Genomic DNA, 21415 nt, shown 5'->3' on the forward strand with positions numbered 1-21415 from the left:
TGGTCTGTTTCCGCCTGTTCGAGCGGCCGCCATCGCTGCCTGGAATTGTGGAGGAAGCCTCGCCAGGGCGCAAGGCGTGTCAGCTTTCGGGTGGCGTTCGCGGGCGTGTCGCGACAGTCTGTGTCGGTCCATTCTTCGCCGAGCTAATCATGACGGCTGCGTCGCAAAACCCGGAATCGTTTGGCTTCGATCGCCTGAAGACGCCGATCGGGGTCGCTCTGCTCGTCACGGATGCAGAAGGCACGCTGCGCGCGCTCGACTGGGACGATTACGAGCACCGAATGCACGAGCTGCTGCGCCTGCATCATGGTGCGGTCGATCTGCGTGCGCGGCGCGCGCCTGTCGAGATGCGATCGGCCCTGTCGGCTTATTTCGGCGGTGATCTCGTCCGGCTGAAATCGATCAAATGGCGCGTCGCCGGCACGCCGTTCCAGCGCAAGGTGTGGACAGCGCTTGCGACAATTCCTGTCGGCACGACGCTGAGCTATGGCGCGCTGGCCGCTAGGCTCGACATGCCCAAGGCGGTGCGCGCCGTCGGTCACGCCAACGGTTCCAATCCGATCAGCGTCGTGCTGCCCTGTCACCGCCTGATCGGCGCTGACGGTTCGCTGGTGAAATACGGCGGTGGCCTCGAGCGCAAACGCTGGCTGCTGAGGCATGAGGGGGTGGGGGTGTAGTTGGCGAGGCGCCTCTTTCTTCGCTCGTCATTCCGGGGCGGCGCACAAGCGGCGAGCCCGGAATGGCACGTGGAGAGAACAGGCGCGACCTTCACGCCGCCGGCTGGACCGCCTTCTCGCCCGCCATCACATGCGTCAACGCGCTCTTGATCGCGGCCTGCCGCGTCGGCGCGTTGATCTGCGCGCCAAGGAGGTCGGTGACGTAGAAGACGTCACGCGCGCGCTCGCCGAAGGTCGCAACATGCGCGGAGGCGATGTTGAGGTTGAGCTTGGAGATCGCGGTGGTCAATTCGTAGAGCAGGCCGGGACGGTCGAGACCGGAGACCTCGATCACGGTGTAGCGATCGGACCACTGGTTGTTGATGATCACTTCCGGCTCGATCACGAAGGGCCTCGCCTTGCTGCGCACGGTGCGCCGCGCCACCACCTCGGGCAGCCGCAGCTTGCCTTCCAGCACGTCCTCGATCATCTCGCCGATGCGGGTGGCGCGACGGCCCTCGTCCTCGTCGCGGTCGTATTCGCGCGAGATCGAGATGGTGTCGAGCGCACGGCCGTCGGTCGTGGTGTAGATCTGGGCGTCGACGATGTTGGCGCCGGCGGACGCGCAGGCGCCCGCGATGATCGACAGCAGCCAGGGATGGTCGGCGGCGAAGATCGTGAGTTCGGTGACGCCGCGGACCTCGTCGAAGCCGACATTGATCGCGAGCTTGTGGCCGGCCTGCTCGCTCGCGCGCACGAAGCGCGCGTGGCGCATCTTGCGCGGCAGCTCGACCTTGAGCCAGTAGGCCGGATAGTGCCGGCCGACATAGGCATCCAGCTCCTCCTTCGGCCATTCGGCGAAGGCGTTGCGAAACTCGGCGTGCGCGGCGGCGAGGCGCTTGCCCCGGTCTACTTCCGAGAAGCCGCCGGTCAGCACCGGCTCGGTCTCGTAGTAAAGCGATCGCAAGAGCTGCGCCTTCCAGCCGTTCCACACCCCGGGCCCGACGCCGCGGATGTCGGCGGTGGTGAGGATCGTGAGCAGCTTCATCTGCTCGACCGACTGCACTACGGCGGCAAAGTTCTCGATCGTCTTGCGGTCCGACAGATCGCGCGACTGCGCGACCGTCGACATGGTCAGATGCTCCTCGATCAGCCAGGCCACGAGCTCTGTATCGGCCGGGCTGAAGCCGAGCCGCGGACAGAGCCGGCGCGCCACCTTGGCGCCCGCGATGGAATGATCCTCGGGCCGCCCCTTGGCGATGTCGTGCAAGAGCGTCGCGATATAGATCACCGGCCGGTGCTCGGGCCGCGTCTTGCGCATGAGGTCGCTGGCGAGCGTGAACTCCTCGATGCCGCCGCGCTCGATGTCCTGCAGGAAGCCGATGCAGCGGATCAGATGCTCGTCGACGGTATAGTGATGATACATGTTGAACTGCATCATCGAGACGATCTTGCCGAAGGCGCGGATGAAATGGCCGAGCACGCCGGTCTCGTTCATCCGTCGCAGCACGGTCTCGGCGTCGTTGGAGGTCAAAATCTCCATGAACAGCCGGTTGGCTTCGGGATTCTCGCGAAGCTGCGCGTTGATCAGGCCCAGCGAGCGCGTCACGTTACGCATCGCGTCGGGGTGGAAGGCGAGGTTGTTCTTCTGTGCCAGGCGGAAGATGCGGATCAGGTTGACCGGATCGTGCTTGAACACGTCGGGTGCAGCCAGGTTGATGCGGTTGTTGTCGACGATGAAGTCGTCGCTGTCAGGGACGCGCCGCTTCACGGTGCTGGGCCTCAGGCGCGCCATCATCCGGCTCAGCACCGGCGCGGGCTTGGCCTGCTGGTCTTCGAGCTTCGCGCACAGGATGGCGGTGAGATTGCCGACTTCCTTGGCGACCAGGAAGTAGTGTTTCATGAAACGCTCGACGTCCTGCATGCCGGGATGCGAGGTATAGCCGAGGCGCACCGCGATCTCGCGCTGGAGGTCGAAGGAGAGACGCTCCTCGGCGCGGCCGCAGTAGAAATGCAGGTTGCAGCGTACCGACCAGAGGAAGTCGGCGCAGCGGCGGAAGGTGCGGTACTCCTGCGCGTCGAACACGCCGCGCTCGGCGAGCTCGTCGGTGTCGCGCACGCGATAGACGTATTTCGCGATCCAGAACAGCGTGTGCAGGTCGCGCAAGCCGCCCTTGCCGTCCTTGACGTTGGGCTCGACCAGATAACGCGACTGGCCGCCGCGGCGATGCCGCTCCTCGCGCTCGGCGAGCTTTGCGGTAACGAATTCGGATGCGGTGCCCTGGACCACTTCCTTGTCGAACCGCGCGACCAGCTCGTCATAGAGCGGCTGGTCGCCGGTCAGGAAGCGCGTCTCCAGGATGGCGGTGCGGATGGTCATGTCGCCGCGCGCCTGCCGGATCGATTCATCGACGGAGCGCGTGGCGTGACCGACCTTCAGGCCCATGTCCCACAGGCAATAGAGGATGGCTTCGGCGACCTGCTCGCCCCAGGCGGTCTGCTTGTAGGGCAGGATGAACAAGAGATCGATGTCGGATTCCGGTGCCATCAAGCCGCGGCCATAGCCTCCGGTCGCAACCACTGCCATGCGCTCGGCGCCGGTCGGGATCGGCGAGCGGTAGAGATGGCGGGTCGCGGCCGAGTAGAGGATGCGGATGATCTCGTCCTGCACGTGGCACAGCCGCTCTGCGCAGCGCCGGCCGTGGCGGTCTTTCAGCAGGATCTTCTGCGCTTCCGCGCGCGCCGCGATCAGCTCGGCCTTGAGCAGTTGCGCCATCGCCGTGCGGAACGCGTCCTCGCGCCCCTCATGCTTTGCGGCAAGCGCATCGATCGCGGCGGTTGCCCGCGCGCTGTCGAAACGATCATCCATCTCCTGCTTGTGCTGGGGCGCGACACTGTCCATGCTTCACCGGATATAAGAGCTGACCGGCGCTGTCACCCGCCATTCTCTCGCAATAGTCGTTCCATGCTTGGAAAGGCTGGCCTTCGACAAACTTGTTCTCGGCCGGGCCGGTTTCAAGATAGGGATTTTCTCGTTGACCTCTAGGTATAACTCATTGAAAAACAATGAAGTTTCGCAAGGAGGCCGGACATGACCAGATTTTCACGACGCATTCTGCTGGCGGGCGGTGTGGCGCTCGCGCTGACCACTGGTCTGGCGCGCGCAGCCGAGCCGCTGAAGGAGCTTCGCATCGACTGGGCGACTTACAATCCGGTGTCGCTGGTCCTGAAGCAAAAGGGGCTTCTCGAGAAGGAGTTCGCCAAGGACGGCATCAGCATCACCTGGGTGCAGTCGGCCGGCTCCAACAAGGCGCTTGAATTCCTCAATGCCGGCTCGATCGATTTCGGCTCGACTGCGGGCTCGGCGGCGCTGGTCGCAAGGATCAACGGCAACCCGATCAAGTCGATCTACGTCTATTCGCGCCCCGAATGGACTGCGCTGGTCACGACCAAGGATTCCAAGATAACCGACGTGGCTGATCTGAAGGGCAAACGCGTCGCGGTGACCCGCGGCACCGATCCGCACATCTTCCTCGTGCGTGCGCTGCTTGGGGCGGGCCTCTCGGAAAAGGACATCACGCCGGTGCTGCTTCAGCATGCCGACGGCAAGACCGCGCTGATCCGCGGCGACGTCGATGCCTGGGCCGGCCTCGATCCGATGATGGCGCAGGCCGAGGTCGAGGAGGGCGCAAAGCTGTTCTATCGCAAGGCCGACGCCAACACCTGGGGCATCCTCAATGTGCGCGAGCAGTTCTTGAAGGACTATCCCGACATCGTCCGCCGCGTGCTCGCGGTGTACGAGGACGCGCGAAAGTTCTCGCTGGCGAATTACGACGAGCTGAAGAAGACCTTCATCGCGGTGACGAAGCTGCCCGATGCCGTTGTCGACAAGCAGCTCAAGGAGCGCACCGAACTGACCCACAGCCGCATCGGCGCCGCGCAGCGCGACTCGATCCTCGCCGCCGGCCTCGCGCTCCAGCAGGCCGGCGTCGTCGACGCCAAGGTGGATGTGAAGGCCACGCTCGATGCACTGATCGACGACCAGGTCCCGCTGCCGACGAATTGATGCTGGCCTGCAGCCCGGATGGAGCGCAGCGCAATCCGGGACTTTTCCTCCCGCGGCGCTATCCCGGATTGCACTGCGCTCCGGGCTACGCAAGTGGAGAGGCGGGCGCAACCAACTCCGCCGTCGTCCCGGGGCGCGAAGCGAGCCCAGGACGGCGGTCGAGAATGTTGCGCTCCCTTGCATTCCCGCCAGAGACGCGCTTGCTATGGCTATGACCTTCGAAGCCCCAGCGGTGGAACAGTCCGAGAGCGGCCTAACGCGTGCGCCGCGCATTGCACGCTACGCGCGGCCGCTGCTCGGGCTCGTGCTGCCGCTGACGCTCGCGCTTGGCTGGGAGCTCGTGGTCTGGCTCGGCTATTCCAACGGCCGGCTGGTGCCACCGCCCTCGCGAGTCCTGGCGACCATTCTCGATCTTGCCCGCTCGGGTGAGTTGACGCGGCACATCGCCGCGACCTTGTGGCGTGTCGGTCTCGGCTTCGTGCTCGGCGTCGTCGCGGGCACGCTGTTAGGCGCCATCGCCGGCTATTGGTCGTTGGCGCGCCGGCTGCTCGATCCGACCGTGCAGGCGCTGCGTGCAATTCCCTCGATTGCCTGGGTGCCGCTGTTCATCCTCTGGCTGGGCATCTTCGAGACCTCCAAGATCGCACTGATCGCGGTCGGCGTTTTCTTTCCGGTCTATCTCGGCGTGATGGGCGCGATTCTCATCGTCGATCGCAAGATCGTCGAGGTCGGCCGCATCTTCCGCCTGTCGGGCCCAGCCATGATCCGCCGCATCCTGCTGCCCGCCGTGCTCCCGGCTTACGTCGTGTCGCTCCGTGTCGGGCTTGGCCTTGGCTGGATGTTCGTCGTTGCCGCCGAATTCATGGGGGCCTCCGAAGGCCTCGGCTATCTGCTGATCGACGGCCAGCAGCTCGGCAAGCCCGCGCAGATCGTGGCCGCGATCGTCATCTTCGCCATCCTCGGCAAGCTCACCGACTGGATGATCGAGATCGCGACGGCGCCGCTGCTCCGCTGGCAGGATGCCTTCGGCCGCGAGCGGGGAGGGGCGTGATGCTGGCGCTCGAACGGGTGAGCAAGACCTACCCCAATGGCGTCGAGGCGCTGGCGCGCTTCTCGGCTGCGATCAAGCAGGGTGAGATCGTCGCCATCATCGGCGGTTCCGGCTGCGGCAAGTCAACGCTGCTGCGCGCCATCGCCGGCCTCGATCGCGCCAGCTCCGGCGCGGTGACGCTCGATGATGAGGCGATAACGTCGCCGCACGCCAAGATCGGCATCATCTTCCAGGAGCCGCGGCTGCTGCCCTGGCTCAGCGTGGCCGACAATATCGGCTTTGGCATCGCCGATCTTCCCGCAGGCGAGCGGCGCGAAAGAGTCGCACGGGCGCTCGATCGCGTCGGACTTGCCGACAAGGCCGATGCCTGGCCGCGCGAGCTTTCGGGCGGACAGGCGCAGCGCGTCGCGATCGCGCGTGCGCTGGTGCCGCAGCCCGAAGTGCTCCTGCTCGACGAGCCGTTCTCGGCGCTCGATGCCTTCACGCGCAGGGATCTCCAGGATCACCTGCTCGACCTCTGGGCCGACACGCGCCCGACGCTGATCCTGGTGACCCATGACGTCGACGAGGCCGTGGTGCTGGCTGATCGCGTGCTCGTGATGCGGCCGCGGCCGGGCCGGCTGTTCGACCAGATCGAGATCAATCTGGCACGCCCGCGCGACCGCAACTCGCCGCTGTTCGACAGCTTCAAGCGCAATGTCCTGACGTCGCTCGACCGCTCGCTCGATCGCAATGTGCCTGACCGTGACGCAACCCAGGGTCCCGGCCAGGCGATGTGGTGGTGACAATCTTGCTCCCAGCCGGTACATCGAGGGGCGATCTTCCGGGAGAGAACAAAAATGGATGCCGCAGAACTTCGCCAGATGCAGGCCCCGATCAAGGAACGCTACAAGACTGATCCGAAGGCGGCGCTGATCACGCTAAAGGCCAAGGGCTCGACCGACAACGGTGGCATCGCCTGCAAGGTCGAGACCGGTCGCGCGCTCGCCATCGCCGGCCTCCATCCGGCGACGGGCGGCTCCGGGCTGGAGCTTTGCTCGGGCGACATGCTGCTCGAGGCGCTGGTTGCCTGCGCCGGCGTCACGCTGAAATCGGTCGCGACCGCGATTGATGTGCCCTTGAAGACCGGCAACGTTTACGCCGAGGGTGATCTCGATTTCCGCGGCACGCTCGGCGTCGACAAGGAGACCCCGGTCGGCTTCGCCGAGATCCGCCTGCGCTTTGAGGTCGACACCGACGCACCCCAAGACAAGCTCGATCTGCTGCTGAAACTCACCGAGCGCTATTGCGTGGTCTACCAGACCATCAAGAACGGCCCGAAGGTTTCGGTGTCGATGCAGAGGATGTAGCTGCCCACCTCTCACGGAGGGAGAGGTCGCGCCGAAAGCGCGGGTGAGGGGCAGCGCTCTCTCGTGGGACCTGAAGCCCTCCCCCGATTTGCTACGCAAATCGACCTCTCCCTACGGCAGGGGTGAAAGCGCCCGCGGATAAATCGATCCAACAATAATCAACCCGCGCCAAATGCCTCCCGAACTCACCTTCATACTCTTCCTCCTCTTGCGCATGGCGATCGCTGCGGCGTTTGTCGTGACGGCGTCAATCATTACCGAGCGCTCCGGTCCGGTGATCGGCGCGCTGGTCGCGACGCTGCCGATCTCGGCCGGCCCTTCCTATGTCTTTCTCGCACTCGATCACGATGCCGCCTTCATCGCGCAGGGTGCGCTGGCGAGCCTTCCCGTCAACGCCGCGACGATCTTCCTCGGGCTCACCTATGTCGTGCTCGCGCAGCGGCACAGCTTTCTGGTGAGTGTCGGAAGCGCAGTTGCGGTCTGGATCGTGCTTGCGTCCATCATCCGCATGTTCGACTGGACCCTGACTGCGGGGCTTGCCGCCAACCTGTTCGCGTTCGGCATCTGCATTCCACTTCTCGCGCAATACCGCCATGTGAAGATGCCGCTGGTTACGCGCCGCTGGTACGACATCCCCTTCCGCGCCGCGCTGGTCGCAACGCTGGTTGCGATCGTGGTTTCGACCTCTGGCTGGGTCGGACCGCGCGTCAGCGGCGTCATCGCGCTCTATCCGATCGTTTTCACCAGCATGATGGTGATCCTGCATCCGCGCATCGGCGGCCCGCCGACCGCAGCGGTGATCGCGAACTCTGCCTGGGGCTTGCTCGGATTCGGCGCGGCGATCGCAGTGATGCACGTTGTGGTGGTGCGATTCGACTCGGCGATCGGCTTGAGCCTTGCGCTTGCAACCTGCGTGACCTGGAATCTTACGCTGTGGTGGAACGCGCGCAGGAAAGTGACGCATTAAAGAGCAAGCAGCAGCTTCGCTGCCTGTTTTCGATACGATCATTAATTTAATCTTTGGGCCTTGTACGTAATAGTACCCTTCTTGTCGTCCCTGCGTTGGGCGGAGACGACATCAAAGCGTGCTTGCGTTTTCATGTTCGCGTCAGCGGGCGCGCCGCAATTTAGCAGTCCAGTATGAGCGATCGGTCCGCCGAAAGCTCAAAGTGCCATTAAGGGCGCGCGCATGTGTTCGCGCCCAACGAGGACCTATGCCTTAATCTGGAGAAATTACGATGTTTGGTCGCAAGTCCATTGGAAATGCCCAGGCGCAGCTCGACGCCATCAGCCATTCGCAGGCCGTGATCGAGTTCAGGCCGGACGGGACGATCATCGCGGCCAACAAGAACTTCCTCGACGCGCTCGGTTACCGGCTGGACGAGATCCAGGGCAAGCACCATTCCATGTTCGTGCCGGCCGACCATCGCGATAGCGCCGCCTACAGGACGTTCTGGGAACGGCTCCGCCGCGGCGAGTTCCAGGCGGCCGAGTTCAAGCGGATCGCCAAGGGCGGCCGCGAGATCTGGATCGAAGCGTCCTACAATCCGGTGCTCGGCGATGACGGCAAGCCGGTCAAGATCGTCAAGATCGCGACCGACATCACCGCCAAGAAGATCCACAGCATGGCGGATGCGTCGAAGATCTCCGCCATCGGCCGCGCGCAGGCCGTCATCGAGTTCCGCCTCGATGGCAGCATCGTCACGGCCAACGAGAATTTCTGCAATGCGCTTGGCTATTCGCTCGGCGAGATCCAGGGCAAGCATCACAGCCTGTTCGTGCCGCAGGCCGAGCGCGACGGCGCGGCCTATCGCGAATTCTGGGCCGCACTCAACCGCGGAGAATACCGTTCGGGCGAGTTCAAGCGTATCGGCAAGGGCGGCCGCGAGGTCTGGATCCTCGCCTCCTACAATCCGCTGCTCGACGAGGCCGGCAGGCCATTTGGCGTCGTCAAGTTCGCAACCGACGTCACCGCCGAGAAGCTGAAGAACGTCGACATTGCCGGCCAGATCGCAGCGATCGACAAGGCACAGGCTGTGATCGAGTTCAACATGGACGGCACGATCATCACAGCCAACCGTAACTTCCTCGCCACGCTCGGCTACGCGCTCGCCGAGGTCAAGGGCAAGCACCACAGCATGTTTGTCGACCCGTCGGAGCGCGACGGCGCCGCCTATCGCGAGTTCTGGGCCGCGCTCAACCGCGGCCAGTACCAGGCGGCTGAATACAGGCGCATCGGCAAGGGCGGCAGGGAGGTCTACATCCAGGCCTCCTACAATCCGATCCTCGATCTCAACGGCAAGCCGTTCAAGGTGGTGAAATATGCGACCGATACCACCAAGCAGGTGCTGGTCCGCATGGGCAATGAACGCGTCCGCGGCATGATGGAATCGGTTGCCGCCGGATCCGAGGAGCTCAACGCCTCGGTGCGGGAGATTTCGGAAGCGATGACCAAATCGCGCGAGACCGCATTGGGCGCGGTGGAACAGGTCGCCTCCGCCGACGCGCAGGCCCAGCGTCTGACCGAAGCCGCGCAGGCGATGAGCGGCATCGTCGAGATGATCAACAGCATCACCGGGCAGATCAACCTGCTCGCGCTCAATGCCACCATCGAATCGGCGCGCGCGGGTGAAGCCGGCCGCGGCTTCGCAGTGGTCGCCTCCGAGGTGAAGAGCCTTGCCAACCAAGCCAAGCAGGCGACCGACAAGATCGGCCAGGAGATCGGCAGCCTCAACGGCATCTCCGGCGATGTCGTCAGCGCGCTCTCGTCGATCAAGCAGGCGATCAACAACGTCAGCGAATACGTGACTTCGACCGCAGCAGCCATCGAGGAGCAGAGCACGGTGACGAACGAGATGTCGACCAGCATGCAGCGCGCCGCCGCCGAAGCCGCCGCGATCGCGGCGAGGGCGTAGCCAAGCGCTCGGAAGTGTAGGGTAGGCAAAGCGACTTTTCCGCCGCAGCTCGAAGAGCGAAGGCGGAAGCGTGCCCACCGCTGATGTCGAGGTTGCGGAGAGATGGTGGGCACGGCGCTTCGCGCCTTTGCCCACCCTACGCACCTTCACTGCTTCGGCAGCTTGGCCTTCAGCGAATAGAGCGCATCCAGCGCCTCGCGCGGCGTCATCTCGTCGGGGTGCAGCGCCTTTAGCGCTTCTACGAGCAGCTCGGCCTCACTCGGCGGTGCTGCGTCCGCGGCGGCGCGTGAGGGCACCGCGAACAGCGGGAGATCATCGACCAGCGCACGCGCGGTCTGGCCGCGGTCTTGTGCTTCGAGTTTCGCCAGCACGGATTTGGCGCGCGTGATCACGGCCGGCGGCAGGCCGGCGAGCTTTGCGACCTGGATGCCGTAGGAGCGGTCGGCCGAGCCCGGCAGCACCTCATGCAGGAACACGACGTTGCCCTGCCACTCCTTGACCCGGACCGTGGCGTTGAACATCCGCGGCAGCTTTGCTGAAAGTGCAGTGAGCTCGTGGTAGTGCGTGGCGAACAGCGTGCGGCAGCGGTTGCTCTCGTGCAGATGCTCGATCGCGGCCCAGGCGATCGAGAGGCCGTCGAAGGTCGCGGTGCCGCGGCCGATTTCATCCAGGATCACGAGCGAGCGCTCGCCGGCCTGATTGAGGATCGCCGCGGTCTCGACCATTTCCACCATGAAGGTCGAGCGGCCGCGCGCGAGATCGTCGGCGGCGCCGACGCGCGAGAATAGCCGGTCGATGATGCCGATCCGCGCGCGCGAGGCCGGCACGAAGCTGCCGATCTGCGCCATCAAAGCAATCAGCGCGTTCTGGCGCAGGAAGGTCGACTTGCCGGCCATGTTGGGGCCGGTGAGCAGCCAGAGCTGGCCGGATTTCTGTGCTGGCGCCGGCGACAGGTCGCAGGCATTGGCAATGAACGGCTCGCCATTGCGCTTCAAGGCCTGCTCGACCACCGGATGGCGCCCGGCTTCGATGGCAAAGCCCAAGGAGCCGTCGACCTCGGGCCGCACATAGTTCTCGTCGACCGCGAGCTTTGCCAGCGAGGTCGCGACATCGAGCAGCGCGAAGCCATGCGCCGCGGCGCGCAGATCCTCGCTGATATCAAGCGCCTTGGCGCAGAGCCGCTCGAAGATTTCCAGCTCGAGCCCGAGCGCGCGGTCGCCGGCATTGGCGATCTTGGCCTCGATCTCCCCGAGCTCGGATGTGGTGAAGCGCACCTGTCCAGCCAGTGTCTGGCGGTGGATGAAGGTCGCGTTCAGCGGCGCTGACATCAGCTTGTCGCCATGCTGCGCGGTCACCTCGACGAAATAGCCGAGCACGTTGTTGTGCCGGATCTTCAGGCCCTTCACAGAGGTCGCGTCGGCGTAGCGCGCCTGCATCGAGGCGACTACCAGGCGCGAGGCGTCGCGCAGGTTTCTCGCCTCGTCGAGCGCGGGCTCATAACCTTCGCGGACGAAACCACCGTCGCGCTTGATCAGCGGCAATTGCTCGGCGAGCGCGGCCGCAAACTCCGCCGCGAGCTCGCGCGAGGGCCGCTGCAATGCTGCCATCACCGCGGCGATTTCCTGCGGCGGCTGGACGATTTCATTGAGCCGTGCCAGCGCCTGGTCGGCCGCCAAAATGCCGTCGCGGATCCCGGCGAGATCGCGCGGTCCGCCGCGGCCAACCGAGAGCCGCGCCAGCGCGCGCGACATGTCGGGCGCACCGCGCAAAATGCTGCGGATGTCCTCGCGCGCGGCGGAGTCCGCGACGAAGGCGCTGACCGCATCGAGCCGCCGCGCGATGCCTGCTGCGTCCGTCAGCGGTGCCGCGAGGCGCTGTGCGAGCAGGCGCGAGCCCGCCGATGTCACCGTGCAGTCGATCGCGTCGAGCAGCGAGCCGCGGCGTTCGCCGGCCAGCGTCCGCGTCAGCTCGAGATTGGCGCGAGTGGCCGGATCGATCGCCATGGTCGCGCCGGAGGCCTCGCGCGCGGGTGGTGACAGCGGTGGATGTTTTCCGACCTGGGTGCGGTCGACATAGGTGACGGCGGCGGCCGCGGCCGTGGCCTCGAGCCGCGTGAGCTGTGCGAGCCCGTCCATGGTCGCAACCGCAAAATAATCACATAGGCGTTTCTCGGCGGTGGCGCCGTCGAAGACGTCGCGGGTCAGCGGCGTCACCGCCGGCAACTCGCGCAAGACCGGTCCCAGTTCGTTGTCGCTGTAGAGCGCGTCGGTGACAACAGCCTCGTTCGGATTGATGCGCGCCAGCGTTGCGGCTAGCTCCCCGCCTGCGCATTCCGTCACCATGAACTCGGCGGTCGAAATATCGATCCAGGCGAGACCAAAGCGATCGCCGCCCGAGGAGGAGCGGGCGCGCGCGATCGCCAGCAGATAATTGTTGGCGCGCGCATCGAGCAGCGTGTCCTCGGTCAGCGTGCCCGGCGTGACCAGCCGCACCACACCGCGGCGTACGACGCTCTTGTTGCCGCGCGCCTTGGCGGCGGCGGGATCTTCGGTCTGCTCGCACACCGCGACCCGGTGGCCGGCGCTGATCAAGCGGTGCAGATAATCCTCGGAGCGCTCGACCGGCACGCCGCACATCGGAATATCGGCGCCCTGATGCTTGCCGCGCTTGGTCAGCACGATGCCGAGCGTCTTGGAGGCGATCTCGGCGTCCTCGAAGAACAATTCGTAGAAATCGCCCATCCTGTAGAACAGCAGCAGGCCCTGATGTGCCGCCTTGATCTCCAGATACTGTTCCATCATCGGCGTGACACGGGCAGCAGCTTCTGCTTGCGGCGCGGGCGCGGATTCAGGTTCTGGTGCGGGAATGGGCTGTTGCATCGTCATGGGCGGCGCAACCTACAAAATTTCGTCCCGTGGTCCTATCGCTTTGGCCGGGGGAGGCGGGTTTTCCACGCTGTCCGCAGCGCGGCATGCGTTGCCGGCGTCAGCCCCCTGCGAATCGCGCGCGAAACCGTCAATTGACCTGCCGCGGGCGCCCTCCTAAAACTCCGCCGTCATTGAAGAATTTTGGCCGGACCGCGGCACTCAGGGAGAACAACGATGCGTGATGTGTTTATCTGCGATGCCGTCCGGACCCCGATCGGCCGTTTCGGCGGCTCGCTCGCCAAGGTGCGCGCCGATGATCTCGCCGCCGCCCCGATCAAGGCGCTGATGGCCAAGCACCCCAAGCTCGACTGGTCGCAGGTGGACGAAGTGTTCTTCGGCTGCGCCAACCAGGCCGGCGAAGACAACCGCAACGTGGCGCGCATGGCGCTGCTGCTCGCAGGGCTCCCGGATTCGGTTCCCGGCCAGACGCTGAACCGCCTCTGCGCCTCCGGCCTCGACGCGGTCGGTGCGGCGGGCCGCGCCATCCGCTCCGGCGAGATCGAATTCGCAATTGCCGGTGGCGTCGAATCCATGACCCGCGCGCCCTTCGTGATGGGCAAGGCGCAGGAAGCCTTCTCGCGCTCGGCGGAGATCTTTGACACCACCATCGGCTGGCGCTTCATCAATCCGCTGCTCAAGGCGCAATACGGCGTCGACGCCATGCCGGAGACCGGCGAGAACGTCGCCGAGGAATTCCAGGTCTCGCGCGCCGATCAGGACGCTTTCGCCATCCGCTCGCAGCAGCGCGCGGGTGCGGCGATCGCCGCCGGCTATTTCGCCGAGGAGATCACGCCGATCACGATTCCCGGCGGCAAGGCCGGCCCCATCACCGTCGACAAGGACGAGCATCCGCGGCCCGAGACGACTCGCGAGGGTCTCGCCAAGCTGAAGCCGATCGTGCGCAATCCCGGTACGGTGACGGCCGGCAACGCCTCCGGCGTCAATGACGGCGCCGCAGCGATGATCCTCGCGTCCGAAGCGGCCGTGAAGAAGCATGGCCTCACGCCGCGCGCGCGCATCCTCGGCCTCGCTTCGGCCGGCGTGCCGCCGCGCATCATGGGCATTGGCCCCGTGCCGGCGACCCGCAAGCTGATGGAGCGTCTGGGCAAGAAGATCAGCGATTTCGACCTGATCGAGCTCAACGAAGCCTTCGCCTCTCAAGGCATCGCCTGCCTGCGCCAGCTTGGCGTCGCCGACGATGCCGACTTCGTCAATCCGCATGGCGGCGCGATCGCGCTCGGCCATCCCCTCGGCATGAGCGGCGCGCGCCTTGCGCTTACCGCCGTGCACGGCATGGAGAAGCGCGGCGGCAAGCTCGCGCTCGCCACCATGTGTGTCGGCGTCGGCCAGGGCGTCGCGGTCGCGATCGAGAAACTGAACTGACGAAAGGCGCAGCGTCTCGGCATCCCGGGGCGGGTGCCAAAGATTCGTCATGCCCGGGCTTGTCCCGGGCATCCACGCTCTTGGTGCCGGGAGAAGGTCGTGGATAGCCGGGAGAAGCCCGGCCATGACGCCAAGTGAGAGGGCCGTGCCATGATCATCGAGCGCGAACAGGACGTCACGGCCGCCGCTCTGGCGGTGATGGAGCGGACGTCCGATCCGCGGATGCGGCAGATCATGATCTCGCTAGTCAAGCATCTGCATGGCTTCGTCCGTGACGTTCGACTAACCGAGAAGGAGTTTCGCGACGCTACGGCGATCATCGCGGAACTCGGCAAGCTGACCACAGACACGCACAACGAAGTCGTGCTGATGGCCGGCTCGCTTGGCGTCTCGCCCCTGGTGTGCCTGCTCAACAATGGCGATCAGGGCAACACCGAAACCGACCAGTCGCTGCTCGGACCGTTCTGGCGCTTGAACTCGCCGCGGGTGGAGAATGGCGGATCGATCGTCCGCTCCGAGACGCCGGGTGCGCCGCTGTTCGTCAGCGGCCGCGTCGTCGACAGGAAAGGCCGCCCCGTCGCCGGCGCAGAAGTCGATGTCTGGCACGCCTCGCCGGTTGGCCTCTACGAGAACCAGGATCCGGAGCAGGCGGACATGAACCTGCGCGGCAAGTTCACGACCGACCAGGACGGACGCTTCTCGTTCCGCTCGATGATGATGGTCGGTTACCCCATTCCGACCAACGGCGTGGTCGGCCGCCTCCTGAAGGCGCAGGGTCGGCACCCCTACCGTCCCGCGCATCTGCACGCCCTAATCTTCAAGCCCGGATTCAAGGTGCTGATCTCGCAGGTCTACGACCCCACGGATCCGCACATCGACAGCGACGTGCAGTTCGGCGTGACTCAAGCGCTGATTGGCAAGTTCCAGCGCCATGATGCGTCGCATCCGACTGAGCGCGACGTCGCGACGCCCTGGTATTCACTCGACCACACCTACCGGCTCGAGGCCGGTGAGGCCGTGCTGCCGCGTCCGCCGATCAAATAGTGCGCCCATATGTCAGCTGCCGGCGTAGGAGGATCGCCAAACCGCTTCCCCCAATTAGTTATATCCTATAATGATTGGCGGAAGCGTTGACCGGCCGGACTAAAATGGCCGGGGAGGAGTTTGGCCATGACATTCATCTATCCCGTCGACAGCAACAAGGCGCATCCCTTGCCGCTGTCGCCCGACTACAAGAGTTCGATCAAGCGGGCGCCGCACAAGCCCCTGATCCCGATGCGCCACACGCTCGCGGAGCTGACCGGCCCGGTCTACGGCCACGAAACCGTCCGCGAGGGCGACAACGATCTCACCCGCATGCACAAGGGCGAGCCGCTCGGCGAGCGCATCATCGTGCACGGCCATGTGCTCGACGAGGATGGCCGCGGCGTACCCAATTCGCTGGTCGAGATCTGGCAGGCCAATGCCTGCGGCCGCTACGTGCATGTGCGTGACCAGCATCCTGCGCCGCTCGATCCGAACTTCACCGGCGCCGGCCGCACCCAGAGCGATGCGTCGGGCTACTACCGCTTCGTCACCATCAAGCCCGGCGCCTACCCCTGGGGCAATCATCACAATGCCTGGCGGCCCGCGCACATCCATCTCTCGGTGTTTGGCCATTCTTTCGTCACGCGCCTGGTGACGCAGATGTATTTCCCCGGCGATCCCCTGTTCCCGTTCGATCCGATCTTCAACTCGGTGCCGGACGAGAAGGCGCGCATGCGGATGGTCTCATCCTTCGATCTCGAGAACACCAAGCCCGAATGGGCGCTGTGCTATCGCTTTGACGTCGTGCTGCGCGGCAAGAACGCCACGCCAATGGAGAACACTTAAGTGCAGGATTCTGTGAAGCCCAACGGGATCACGCCATCGCAAACCGTCGGTCCGTTCTTCAAATACGGCCTGACGCCGACCGGCGACTATGAGTGGAACGACGCGTTCACCAACTCGACGCTTACGCCCGACGTCACCGGCGACCGCCTCCGCATCGAGGGCAAGGTGTTCGACGGCGACGGCGTCGCCGTGCCGGACTGCATGCTGGAGATCTGGCAGGCGGATGCGCAGGGACGGTTTGCCGACCCGCAGGACAAGCGCGCCCTGCCGAACGCCAGCTTCCGCGGCTTCGCTCGCTGCGGCACCGACAAGGACGGCAACTATTCCTTCGATACGATCAAGCCGGGCGTGGTGCCCGATCCTGACGGCAAGCCGCAGGCGCCGCATCTCCTGGTCGCGGTGTTCGCGCGCGGCATGCTCAGGCATCTCTACACCCGCATCTATTTCAGCGACGATGCTGACCTCGCCAACGATCCCGTGCTGGCGCTGGTGCCCGCCGATCGCCGCGCGACGCTGATTGCGAAGCGCGATGCGGCCAAGCCGGTCTATCGCCTCGACCTGCGGCTCCAGGGCGGCGAGGAGACGGTGTTCTTCGACGTGTGAGATCGGAGCGCCGCTTTTCCGACGGCGCGGCTGGCGCTTCCCCGTGTGATCGTGCAGGATGAGCGCGGCACACGGGGCGCGCTTCATGACAACTCCACAACTACCGGCGGTCGCTGACGCCGCGTATCTCACCGCCGCGCTGCGCAAGGCCGGCGCGCTGGACCGCGGCGCGGTGCGCGAGGTCAAGGTCCTGTCATCGCGCGACACGATCCTGTCGCATATCACGCGCCTTGGTCTGCGCTATGTCGGCGAGTCCAATGGCGCGCCGCAGTCCCTGATCCTGAAGACGGCCCACGCGTCGTTCGCCAAGTCGCTGCCGAATGCCGGCCGGCGCGAAGTGGCCTTTTACACGCAGCTTGCACCCAGGATGCCCTTGCGGCTCGTGCCGCGCTGCTTCGACGGACATTTCGACGAGGAGAGCCTTGCCTGGCATCTGACACTGGAAGATTTGACTGACAGCCACGAGATCGCGACGGCGTGGCCGTTGCCGCCATCACACGGACAGGCGATGGGCATCGTCACCACGCTCGCACGCATGCACGCAGCGTGGTGGGATCACCCAAGTCTCGGCGAGACGGTTGGCGTCTGGATGAGCGCCGCCGAGACGACAAATCTGCTGGAGACGTTCACCGGTCATTACGACCGCTTTGCCGACATGCTCGGCGATCGCCTCGGTGAGGAGCGGCGCGATCTCTTCCATCGCTTGCTCGCGCAATGGGACCGGCTGTTCCAGCGCTACCATTCGCGCCGCCACGTGACCATCATCCACGGCGATGCCCACACCTGGAATTTCCTGCTGCCGCGCGCCGCCGTCGCCGATACCGTGCGCATCTTCGACTTCGACCAATGGCGCATCAACGTGCCGACCGGCGACCTCGCCTACATGATGGCGTTGCAATGGTATCCCGAGACCCGGCGGGCGCTCGAACGGCCGCTGCTGGACAGCTACTACGGCACGTTGATCGCGCACGGCGTAACCGGCTACAGCCGCGAGGCGCTTGATCGCGACTATCGCCAGTCGGTGCTCTGGCACATCACCAACCCGGTCTGGCAATGGAGCGTCAACATCCCGCCGGTGATCTGGTGGAACAACCTCCAGCGGGTGCTGCTCGCCGTCGACGAGCTCGGCTGCGAGGAGTTTTTGGAGTGATTTGCTCGTGTCCCGGGCGCGGTGCAGCGCGTAGCGATGCGCCGCAGAACCGTGACCTATGTTGCCACTCGGCCTGGGCCCCGGCTCAGCAGCGCATCACTGCGTGCTGCGCTGCGTCCGGGGCACGAGCGGCCCCTACTCCATCACCGCATGCTCCGGCCCGGCCGCCTGCTTGCGCAGTGCGGCCTTGGTTGAGCCGATCATCAGGGCCAGCGGGATGGTGCAGAGGATGAAGATCATCACGAGCTGGTAGTCGTGCGCGAAGGCGATGATCTGCGCCTGGATGGCGACGATCTTGTCGGCCATGGCGCGGCCGGCGTCGGTGGAAAGGTTGATCATGCCGGCGACATCAGGCATCTGAAGCGCGTGGTTGAACGGGTTGATGTGCTCGGAGAGGATCGCATAGGTCTTGCGCGAGCCCTGGGTCAGCTCGGCGATGACGATGGAGATGCCGACCGAGCTTGCGACGTTGCGGAGCAGCGTCAGCATCGAGGTGCCGTCGGTGCGCAGGTCATTGGGCAGCGTCAGGAACGACACGGTGGAGAGCGGCACGAACACGAGGCCGAAGCCAAAACCCTGAAAGATGCTGACCGTGATGATCTCGAGCGCCTGGGTCTGGTCGGTCCATCCGGTCATCTGGAACAGCGAGCCGGCGGTCAGCGTGAGCCCGGCAATGATCAGCGTGCGCGCCTCGAAATAGCGCATCATGCGCCCGACCGCCATCATGGCGAGGAAGGTGCCGAAGCCGCGCGTTGCGAGCAGTTCGCCCGCGGTGATGATGGGATAGCCGATGACGTTTTGTAAGTAAGGCGAGGCCAGCGCCATGGTCGAGTACAGCACGAGCCCCATCACCGTCATGAAGATGCAGCCGGTGAGGAAGTTGCGGTCTTTGAACAGCGCGAAGCGGATGAACGGCCGCGAGGTCGTGAAGGAGTGGGCGAAGAAATAATAGAAAGCGACGGCCGAGACGACGAACTCGGTCACGATCTCGGCCGACTCGAACCAGTCGAGCTGCTCGCCGCGGTCGAGCGCGAGCTGGAGCGCGCCGATGGCGACGGCCAGCGCCGTGAAGCCGAACCAGTCGAATTTGAGGCTGAGATCCTTCTTGGTCTCGTCCATGAAGACCATCAGGCCGAGCACGGTGATAGCGCCGAACGGCAAATTGACGAAGAAGACCCAATGCCAGGAATAGGTCTCGGTCAGCCAGGCCCCGAGCGAGGGACCCATGATCGGGCCCATCATCACGCCCATGCCCCAGATCGACATCGCTTTGGCGCGTTCCTGGAGCGTGTAGGAATCCAGCATCACCGCCTGCGACAGCGGCACCAGCGCGGCGCCGAATACGCCCTGAAGCAGGCGGAACAGCACCATCTGGTTGATGTCCTGCGCGAGCCCGCACAGCACGGAGGCGAGCGTGAAGCCGGCCGAGCAGATGATGAAGATGCGCTTGCGGCCGTAGCGGTTGGCGATCCAGCCGACTGGGGCGGTCATGATCGCGGCGGCGACGATATAGGAGGTCAGGACCCAGTTGATCTGGTCCTGTGAGGCCGACAGCGTGCCCTGCATGTAGGGCAAGGCGACGTTGGCGATCGTCGTGTCCAGCGCCTGCATGATGGTCGCGGTCATGGCGCAGATCGTCACCATGTTCCGGCGCAGGCCGGGGACCATCGCTGTACTGGCGGAACCGGACATCGACGTCAGTCTTCCTTGTCCTGGTTGGCGTTCGCCGACAGGCCGAACAGGCCGGCGAGCGAGCGCTGATGGCCGGTGTCGATGGTGGCATAGACACTCATGCCGGCCTTCAGCTTCTTCACGAACTTGTCGCTGTCGTCGAAATAGATCCGCACCGGTACGCGCTGCACGACCTTGACGAAATTGCCGGTAGCGTTCTGCGGCGGCAGGATCGCGAACTGCGCGCCGGTGCCCGGCGACAGCGAGCCGATCTTGCCCTTGAACACATGGTTGGGGAACGCATCGACCTCGAGCGTGACTGATTGCCCGACTGCGACATGGGTGAGGTCGCTCTCCTTCGGATTGGCATCGACCCAGGGATGCGCGATGTCGACGATGGAGAACACCGGCGTGCCGGCGGCGACGAAGCGGCCGAGCTGGATCTGGTCGACTTGCGTCGCCACGCCGCTCATCGGCGCGCGCAGCACGGCATGGTCGAGATTGCGCTGGGCGTCATCCAGCTTGGCCTTGGCCTGCACATAGGGCGGGAACTCTTCCAGCGGCAGGTCGGGATTGCCGAGCAGCTGCGTCTTCGCATTGGAGAGCTGCTGCTTGACGAACTGCGCCTGCGCGCCGGCCGTGACCAATGCGTTCGAGGCGTTGTCGAGGTCGAGCTGGGAGCCATAATTGTTCTTCACCAGCGCCTGCTTGCGCTCGACGTCGCGCTGCTTCAGATCCATGCCCTGCTGGGCGAGATCGAGCATCTGGCCGTAGATTTTGACGTTGGCGACGAGGTTGTCGTAGGTGGTCCTGGCTTGCGCGAGCTGCGCTTTGGCCTCCTGCACCGCAAGACGGAACGGGACCGGATCGATCTCGAACAGCTCATCGCCCTGCTTGACGAGCTGGCCTTCCTTCACGACGACCTTGTCAATCTTGCCGGAGATGTCGGGCGTCACCAAAACCTTCTGTGCGCCGACATAGGCATCATCGGTGCCGACGTAGCGGCCGCCATGCAGATAGAAGGTGATGCCGCCGATCGCGGCCGCCGTGGGCAGCACCACCATCAGGAGGAAGCGACGATAGCGGCGCAGGCCGGCCAGCAGCCGGCGACGCGGCTCGGCCGCGACCTTCTTGGTTGGCTTGCCGCTCTGGCCGCCCTTCTGCTCGGGGACGAATTTCAGGACCTGATCAGCCATAGCGCTGCTCCCTGCGCGCTTGTTCCGCTCCGCTGGTCTGGATGGCGTTGCGCACGTTTTCCTTGATTGTTTCGAGTTGGGTGAGGAGACGGTGGGCGTCCGCCGGGTTGATGCCGTCGAGCGCATTGGCCGTGAGTTCGGACTTCAGGCCGCTCATCCTGCCGAGCAGCGAGCGGCCGGCCTTCTTCAGATAGAGGCGGTTGACGCGGCGGTCGGAAGCGTCGCTGCGACGCTCGATCCAGTCATTGTCGCAGAGCTTGTCGATCAGCCGCGTCAGGGTGATCGGCTGCATCTCCAGCAGCTCGGCAAGCTCGGACTGCTTCATGCCCTCGCTGCGCTCGACCTTGGCCAGCACCGCCCATTGCGCGCGGGTGATGCCGTAGCGGGATGCCTCCTTGTCGGCATAGACCCGCAACAGGCGATACAGTTCGCCGAGCGTGAACAGGAAGTTCTGATCAACCGACGTGCGGCTCATAAGCTTGGTCTCCAATAAGCTTGGCATATAATAAGCAAGCTTATGATTATTTCATGGCAACGTAACGCGGCGCTGCTCCGCCGGAAAAGCATGGCTGGCAG

The 21415-nt window shown here is 64.9% G+C and carries 17 protein-coding genes; 12 read left to right on the forward strand and 5 right to left on the reverse strand.

Annotated features, from left to right (window positions below; translation table 11 throughout):
- Positions 1–149 precede the first annotated feature (149 nt).
- The gene (locus tag SO139_RS01800; RefSeq protein WP_449382637.1) at positions 150–677 is read left to right on the forward strand and encodes a methylated-DNA--[protein]-cysteine S-methyltransferase; all 528 of its coding nucleotides are present in this window, start codon (positions 150–152) and stop codon (positions 675–677) included.
- Between the two features lie 91 nt (positions 678–768).
- Here SO139_RS01800 and SO139_RS01805 read toward each other — a convergent pair whose 3' ends face one another.
- Entirely contained in the window at positions 769–3558 is a 2790-nt protein-coding gene (locus SO139_RS01805; protein ID WP_449382621.1) for a [protein-PII] uridylyltransferase, read from the reverse strand.
- A gap of 189 nt (positions 3559–3747) precedes the next feature.
- Between SO139_RS01805 and SO139_RS01810 the strand changes: the two genes are divergently transcribed.
- From SO139_RS01810 to SO139_RS01835, 6 genes are all read left to right on the forward strand, one after another.
- Complete coding sequence (locus SO139_RS01810) at positions 3748–4722, forward strand: aliphatic sulfonate ABC transporter substrate-binding protein (protein ID WP_449382620.1); 975 nt, start codon at positions 3748–3750, stop codon at positions 4720–4722.
- 205 nt (positions 4723–4927) lie between these two features.
- A complete protein-coding gene (locus SO139_RS01815) occupies positions 4928–5773 on the forward strand; it encodes an ABC transporter permease (protein WP_449382619.1) in 846 nt (281 codons plus the stop codon).
- Positions 5773–6558 carry an ABC transporter ATP-binding protein gene (locus SO139_RS01820; protein WP_449382618.1) on the forward strand — a complete coding sequence of 262 codons (786 nt, stop codon included), beginning with the start codon at positions 5773–5775 and terminating at the stop codon, positions 6556–6558. The genes SO139_RS01815 and SO139_RS01820 overlap by 1 nt, the downstream gene beginning before the upstream one ends.
- A gap of 54 nt (positions 6559–6612) precedes the next feature.
- Complete coding sequence (locus SO139_RS01825) at positions 6613–7122, forward strand: OsmC family protein (RefSeq protein ID WP_449382617.1); 510 nt, start codon at positions 6613–6615, stop codon at positions 7120–7122.
- A gap of 172 nt (positions 7123–7294) precedes the next feature.
- Positions 7295–8089, forward strand: a complete 795-nt coding sequence (locus SO139_RS01830; protein WP_449382616.1) for a hypothetical protein — start codon at positions 7295–7297, stop codon at positions 8087–8089.
- Between the two features lie 271 nt (positions 8090–8360).
- The gene (locus SO139_RS01835) at positions 8361–10037 is read left to right on the forward strand and encodes a methyl-accepting chemotaxis protein (RefSeq protein WP_449382615.1); all 1677 of its coding nucleotides are present in this window, start codon (positions 8361–8363) and stop codon (positions 10035–10037) included.
- 146 nt (positions 10038–10183) lie between these two features.
- Here the strand turns inward: SO139_RS01835 and mutS are convergent, their stop codons facing one another.
- Positions 10184–12922, reverse strand: a complete 2739-nt coding sequence (gene mutS, locus SO139_RS01840) for a DNA mismatch repair protein MutS (RefSeq protein WP_449382614.1) — start codon at positions 12920–12922, stop codon at positions 10184–10186.
- A gap of 216 nt (positions 12923–13138) precedes the next feature.
- Between mutS and pcaF the strand changes: the two genes are divergently transcribed.
- The 5 genes from pcaF (at position 13139) to SO139_RS01865 (ending at position 17972) form a co-directional block, all read left to right on the forward strand.
- On the forward strand, positions 13139–14347 hold the full coding sequence (pcaF, locus tag SO139_RS01845; protein WP_449382613.1) for a 3-oxoadipyl-CoA thiolase: 1209 nt from the start codon (positions 13139–13141) through the stop codon (positions 14345–14347).
- Between the two features lie 150 nt (positions 14348–14497).
- Complete coding sequence (locus tag SO139_RS01850) at positions 14498–15391, forward strand: dioxygenase family protein (RefSeq protein WP_449382612.1); 894 nt, start codon at positions 14498–14500, stop codon at positions 15389–15391.
- A 126-nt stretch (positions 15392–15517) separates the two neighbouring features.
- Complete coding sequence (gene pcaH, locus SO139_RS01855; protein ID WP_449382611.1) at positions 15518–16219, forward strand: protocatechuate 3,4-dioxygenase subunit beta; 702 nt, start codon at positions 15518–15520, stop codon at positions 16217–16219.
- Complete coding sequence (pcaG, locus tag SO139_RS01860) at positions 16220–16822, forward strand: protocatechuate 3,4-dioxygenase subunit alpha (RefSeq protein WP_449382610.1); 603 nt, start codon at positions 16220–16222, stop codon at positions 16820–16822.
- A gap of 85 nt (positions 16823–16907) precedes the next feature.
- Positions 16908–17972, forward strand: coding sequence for a phosphotransferase (locus SO139_RS01865; protein WP_449382609.1), 1065 nt, complete (start codon positions 16908–16910; stop codon positions 17970–17972).
- A 135-nt stretch (positions 17973–18107) separates the two neighbouring features.
- On the opposite strand, the gene SO139_RS01870 is transcribed toward SO139_RS01865, so the two are convergent.
- From SO139_RS01870 to SO139_RS01880, 3 genes are read right to left on the reverse strand one after another with little or no spacing between them, the layout of a single operon-like run.
- Positions 18108–19664, reverse strand: coding sequence for an MDR family MFS transporter (locus tag SO139_RS01870; RefSeq protein WP_449382608.1), 1557 nt, complete (start codon positions 19662–19664; stop codon positions 18108–18110).
- 5 nt (positions 19665–19669) lie between these two features.
- Positions 19670–20839: an HlyD family secretion protein gene (locus tag SO139_RS01875; RefSeq protein WP_449382607.1), complete on the reverse strand. Its 1170-nt coding sequence runs from the start codon at positions 20837–20839 to the stop codon at positions 19670–19672.
- The gene (locus tag SO139_RS01880) at positions 20832–21314 is read right to left on the reverse strand and encodes a MarR family winged helix-turn-helix transcriptional regulator (RefSeq protein ID WP_449382606.1); all 483 of its coding nucleotides are present in this window, start codon (positions 21312–21314) and stop codon (positions 20832–20834) included. Before SO139_RS01880 ends, SO139_RS01875 begins: the two co-directional genes overlap by 8 nt.
- Positions 21315–21415: the final 101 nt, after the last annotated feature.

It is taken from the genome of Bradyrhizobium sp. UFLA05-89, from assembly GCF_059803475.1.

Coding starts and splice junctions, on each gene's coding strand:
- SO139_RS01800 (WP_449382637.1), top strand. CDS start 150: ATGACGGCTGCGTCGCAAAACCCGGAATCGTTTGGCTTCGATCGCCTG.
- SO139_RS01805 (WP_449382621.1), bottom strand. CDS start 3,558: ATGGACAGTGTCGCGCCCCAGCACAAGCAGGAGATGGATGATCGTTTC.
- SO139_RS01810 (WP_449382620.1), top strand. CDS start 3,748: ATGACCAGATTTTCACGACGCATTCTGCTGGCGGGCGGTGTGGCGCTC.
- SO139_RS01815 (WP_449382619.1), top strand. CDS start 4,928: ATGGCTATGACCTTCGAAGCCCCAGCGGTGGAACAGTCCGAGAGCGGC.
- SO139_RS01820 (WP_449382618.1), top strand. CDS start 5,773: ATGCTGGCGCTCGAACGGGTGAGCAAGACCTACCCCAATGGCGTCGAG.
- SO139_RS01825 (WP_449382617.1), top strand. CDS start 6,613: ATGGATGCCGCAGAACTTCGCCAGATGCAGGCCCCGATCAAGGAACGC.
- SO139_RS01830 (WP_449382616.1), top strand. CDS start 7,295: ATGCCTCCCGAACTCACCTTCATACTCTTCCTCCTCTTGCGCATGGCG.
- SO139_RS01835 (WP_449382615.1), top strand. CDS start 8,361: ATGTTTGGTCGCAAGTCCATTGGAAATGCCCAGGCGCAGCTCGACGCC.
- mutS (WP_449382614.1), bottom strand. CDS start 12,922: ATGACGATGCAACAGCCCATTCCCGCACCAGAACCTGAATCCGCGCCC.
- pcaF (WP_449382613.1), top strand. CDS start 13,139: ATGCGTGATGTGTTTATCTGCGATGCCGTCCGGACCCCGATCGGCCGT.
- SO139_RS01850 (WP_449382612.1), top strand. CDS start 14,498: ATGATCATCGAGCGCGAACAGGACGTCACGGCCGCCGCTCTGGCGGTG.
- pcaH (WP_449382611.1), top strand. CDS start 15,518: ATGACATTCATCTATCCCGTCGACAGCAACAAGGCGCATCCCTTGCCG.
- SO139_RS01865 (WP_449382609.1), top strand. CDS start 16,908: ATGACAACTCCACAACTACCGGCGGTCGCTGACGCCGCGTATCTCACC.
- SO139_RS01870 (WP_449382608.1), bottom strand. CDS start 19,664: ATGTCCGGTTCCGCCAGTACAGCGATGGTCCCCGGCCTGCGCCGGAAC.
- SO139_RS01875 (WP_449382607.1), bottom strand. CDS start 20,839: ATGGCTGATCAGGTCCTGAAATTCGTCCCCGAGCAGAAGGGCGGCCAG.
- SO139_RS01880 (WP_449382606.1), bottom strand. CDS start 21,314: ATGAGCCGCACGTCGGTTGATCAGAACTTCCTGTTCACGCTCGGCGAA.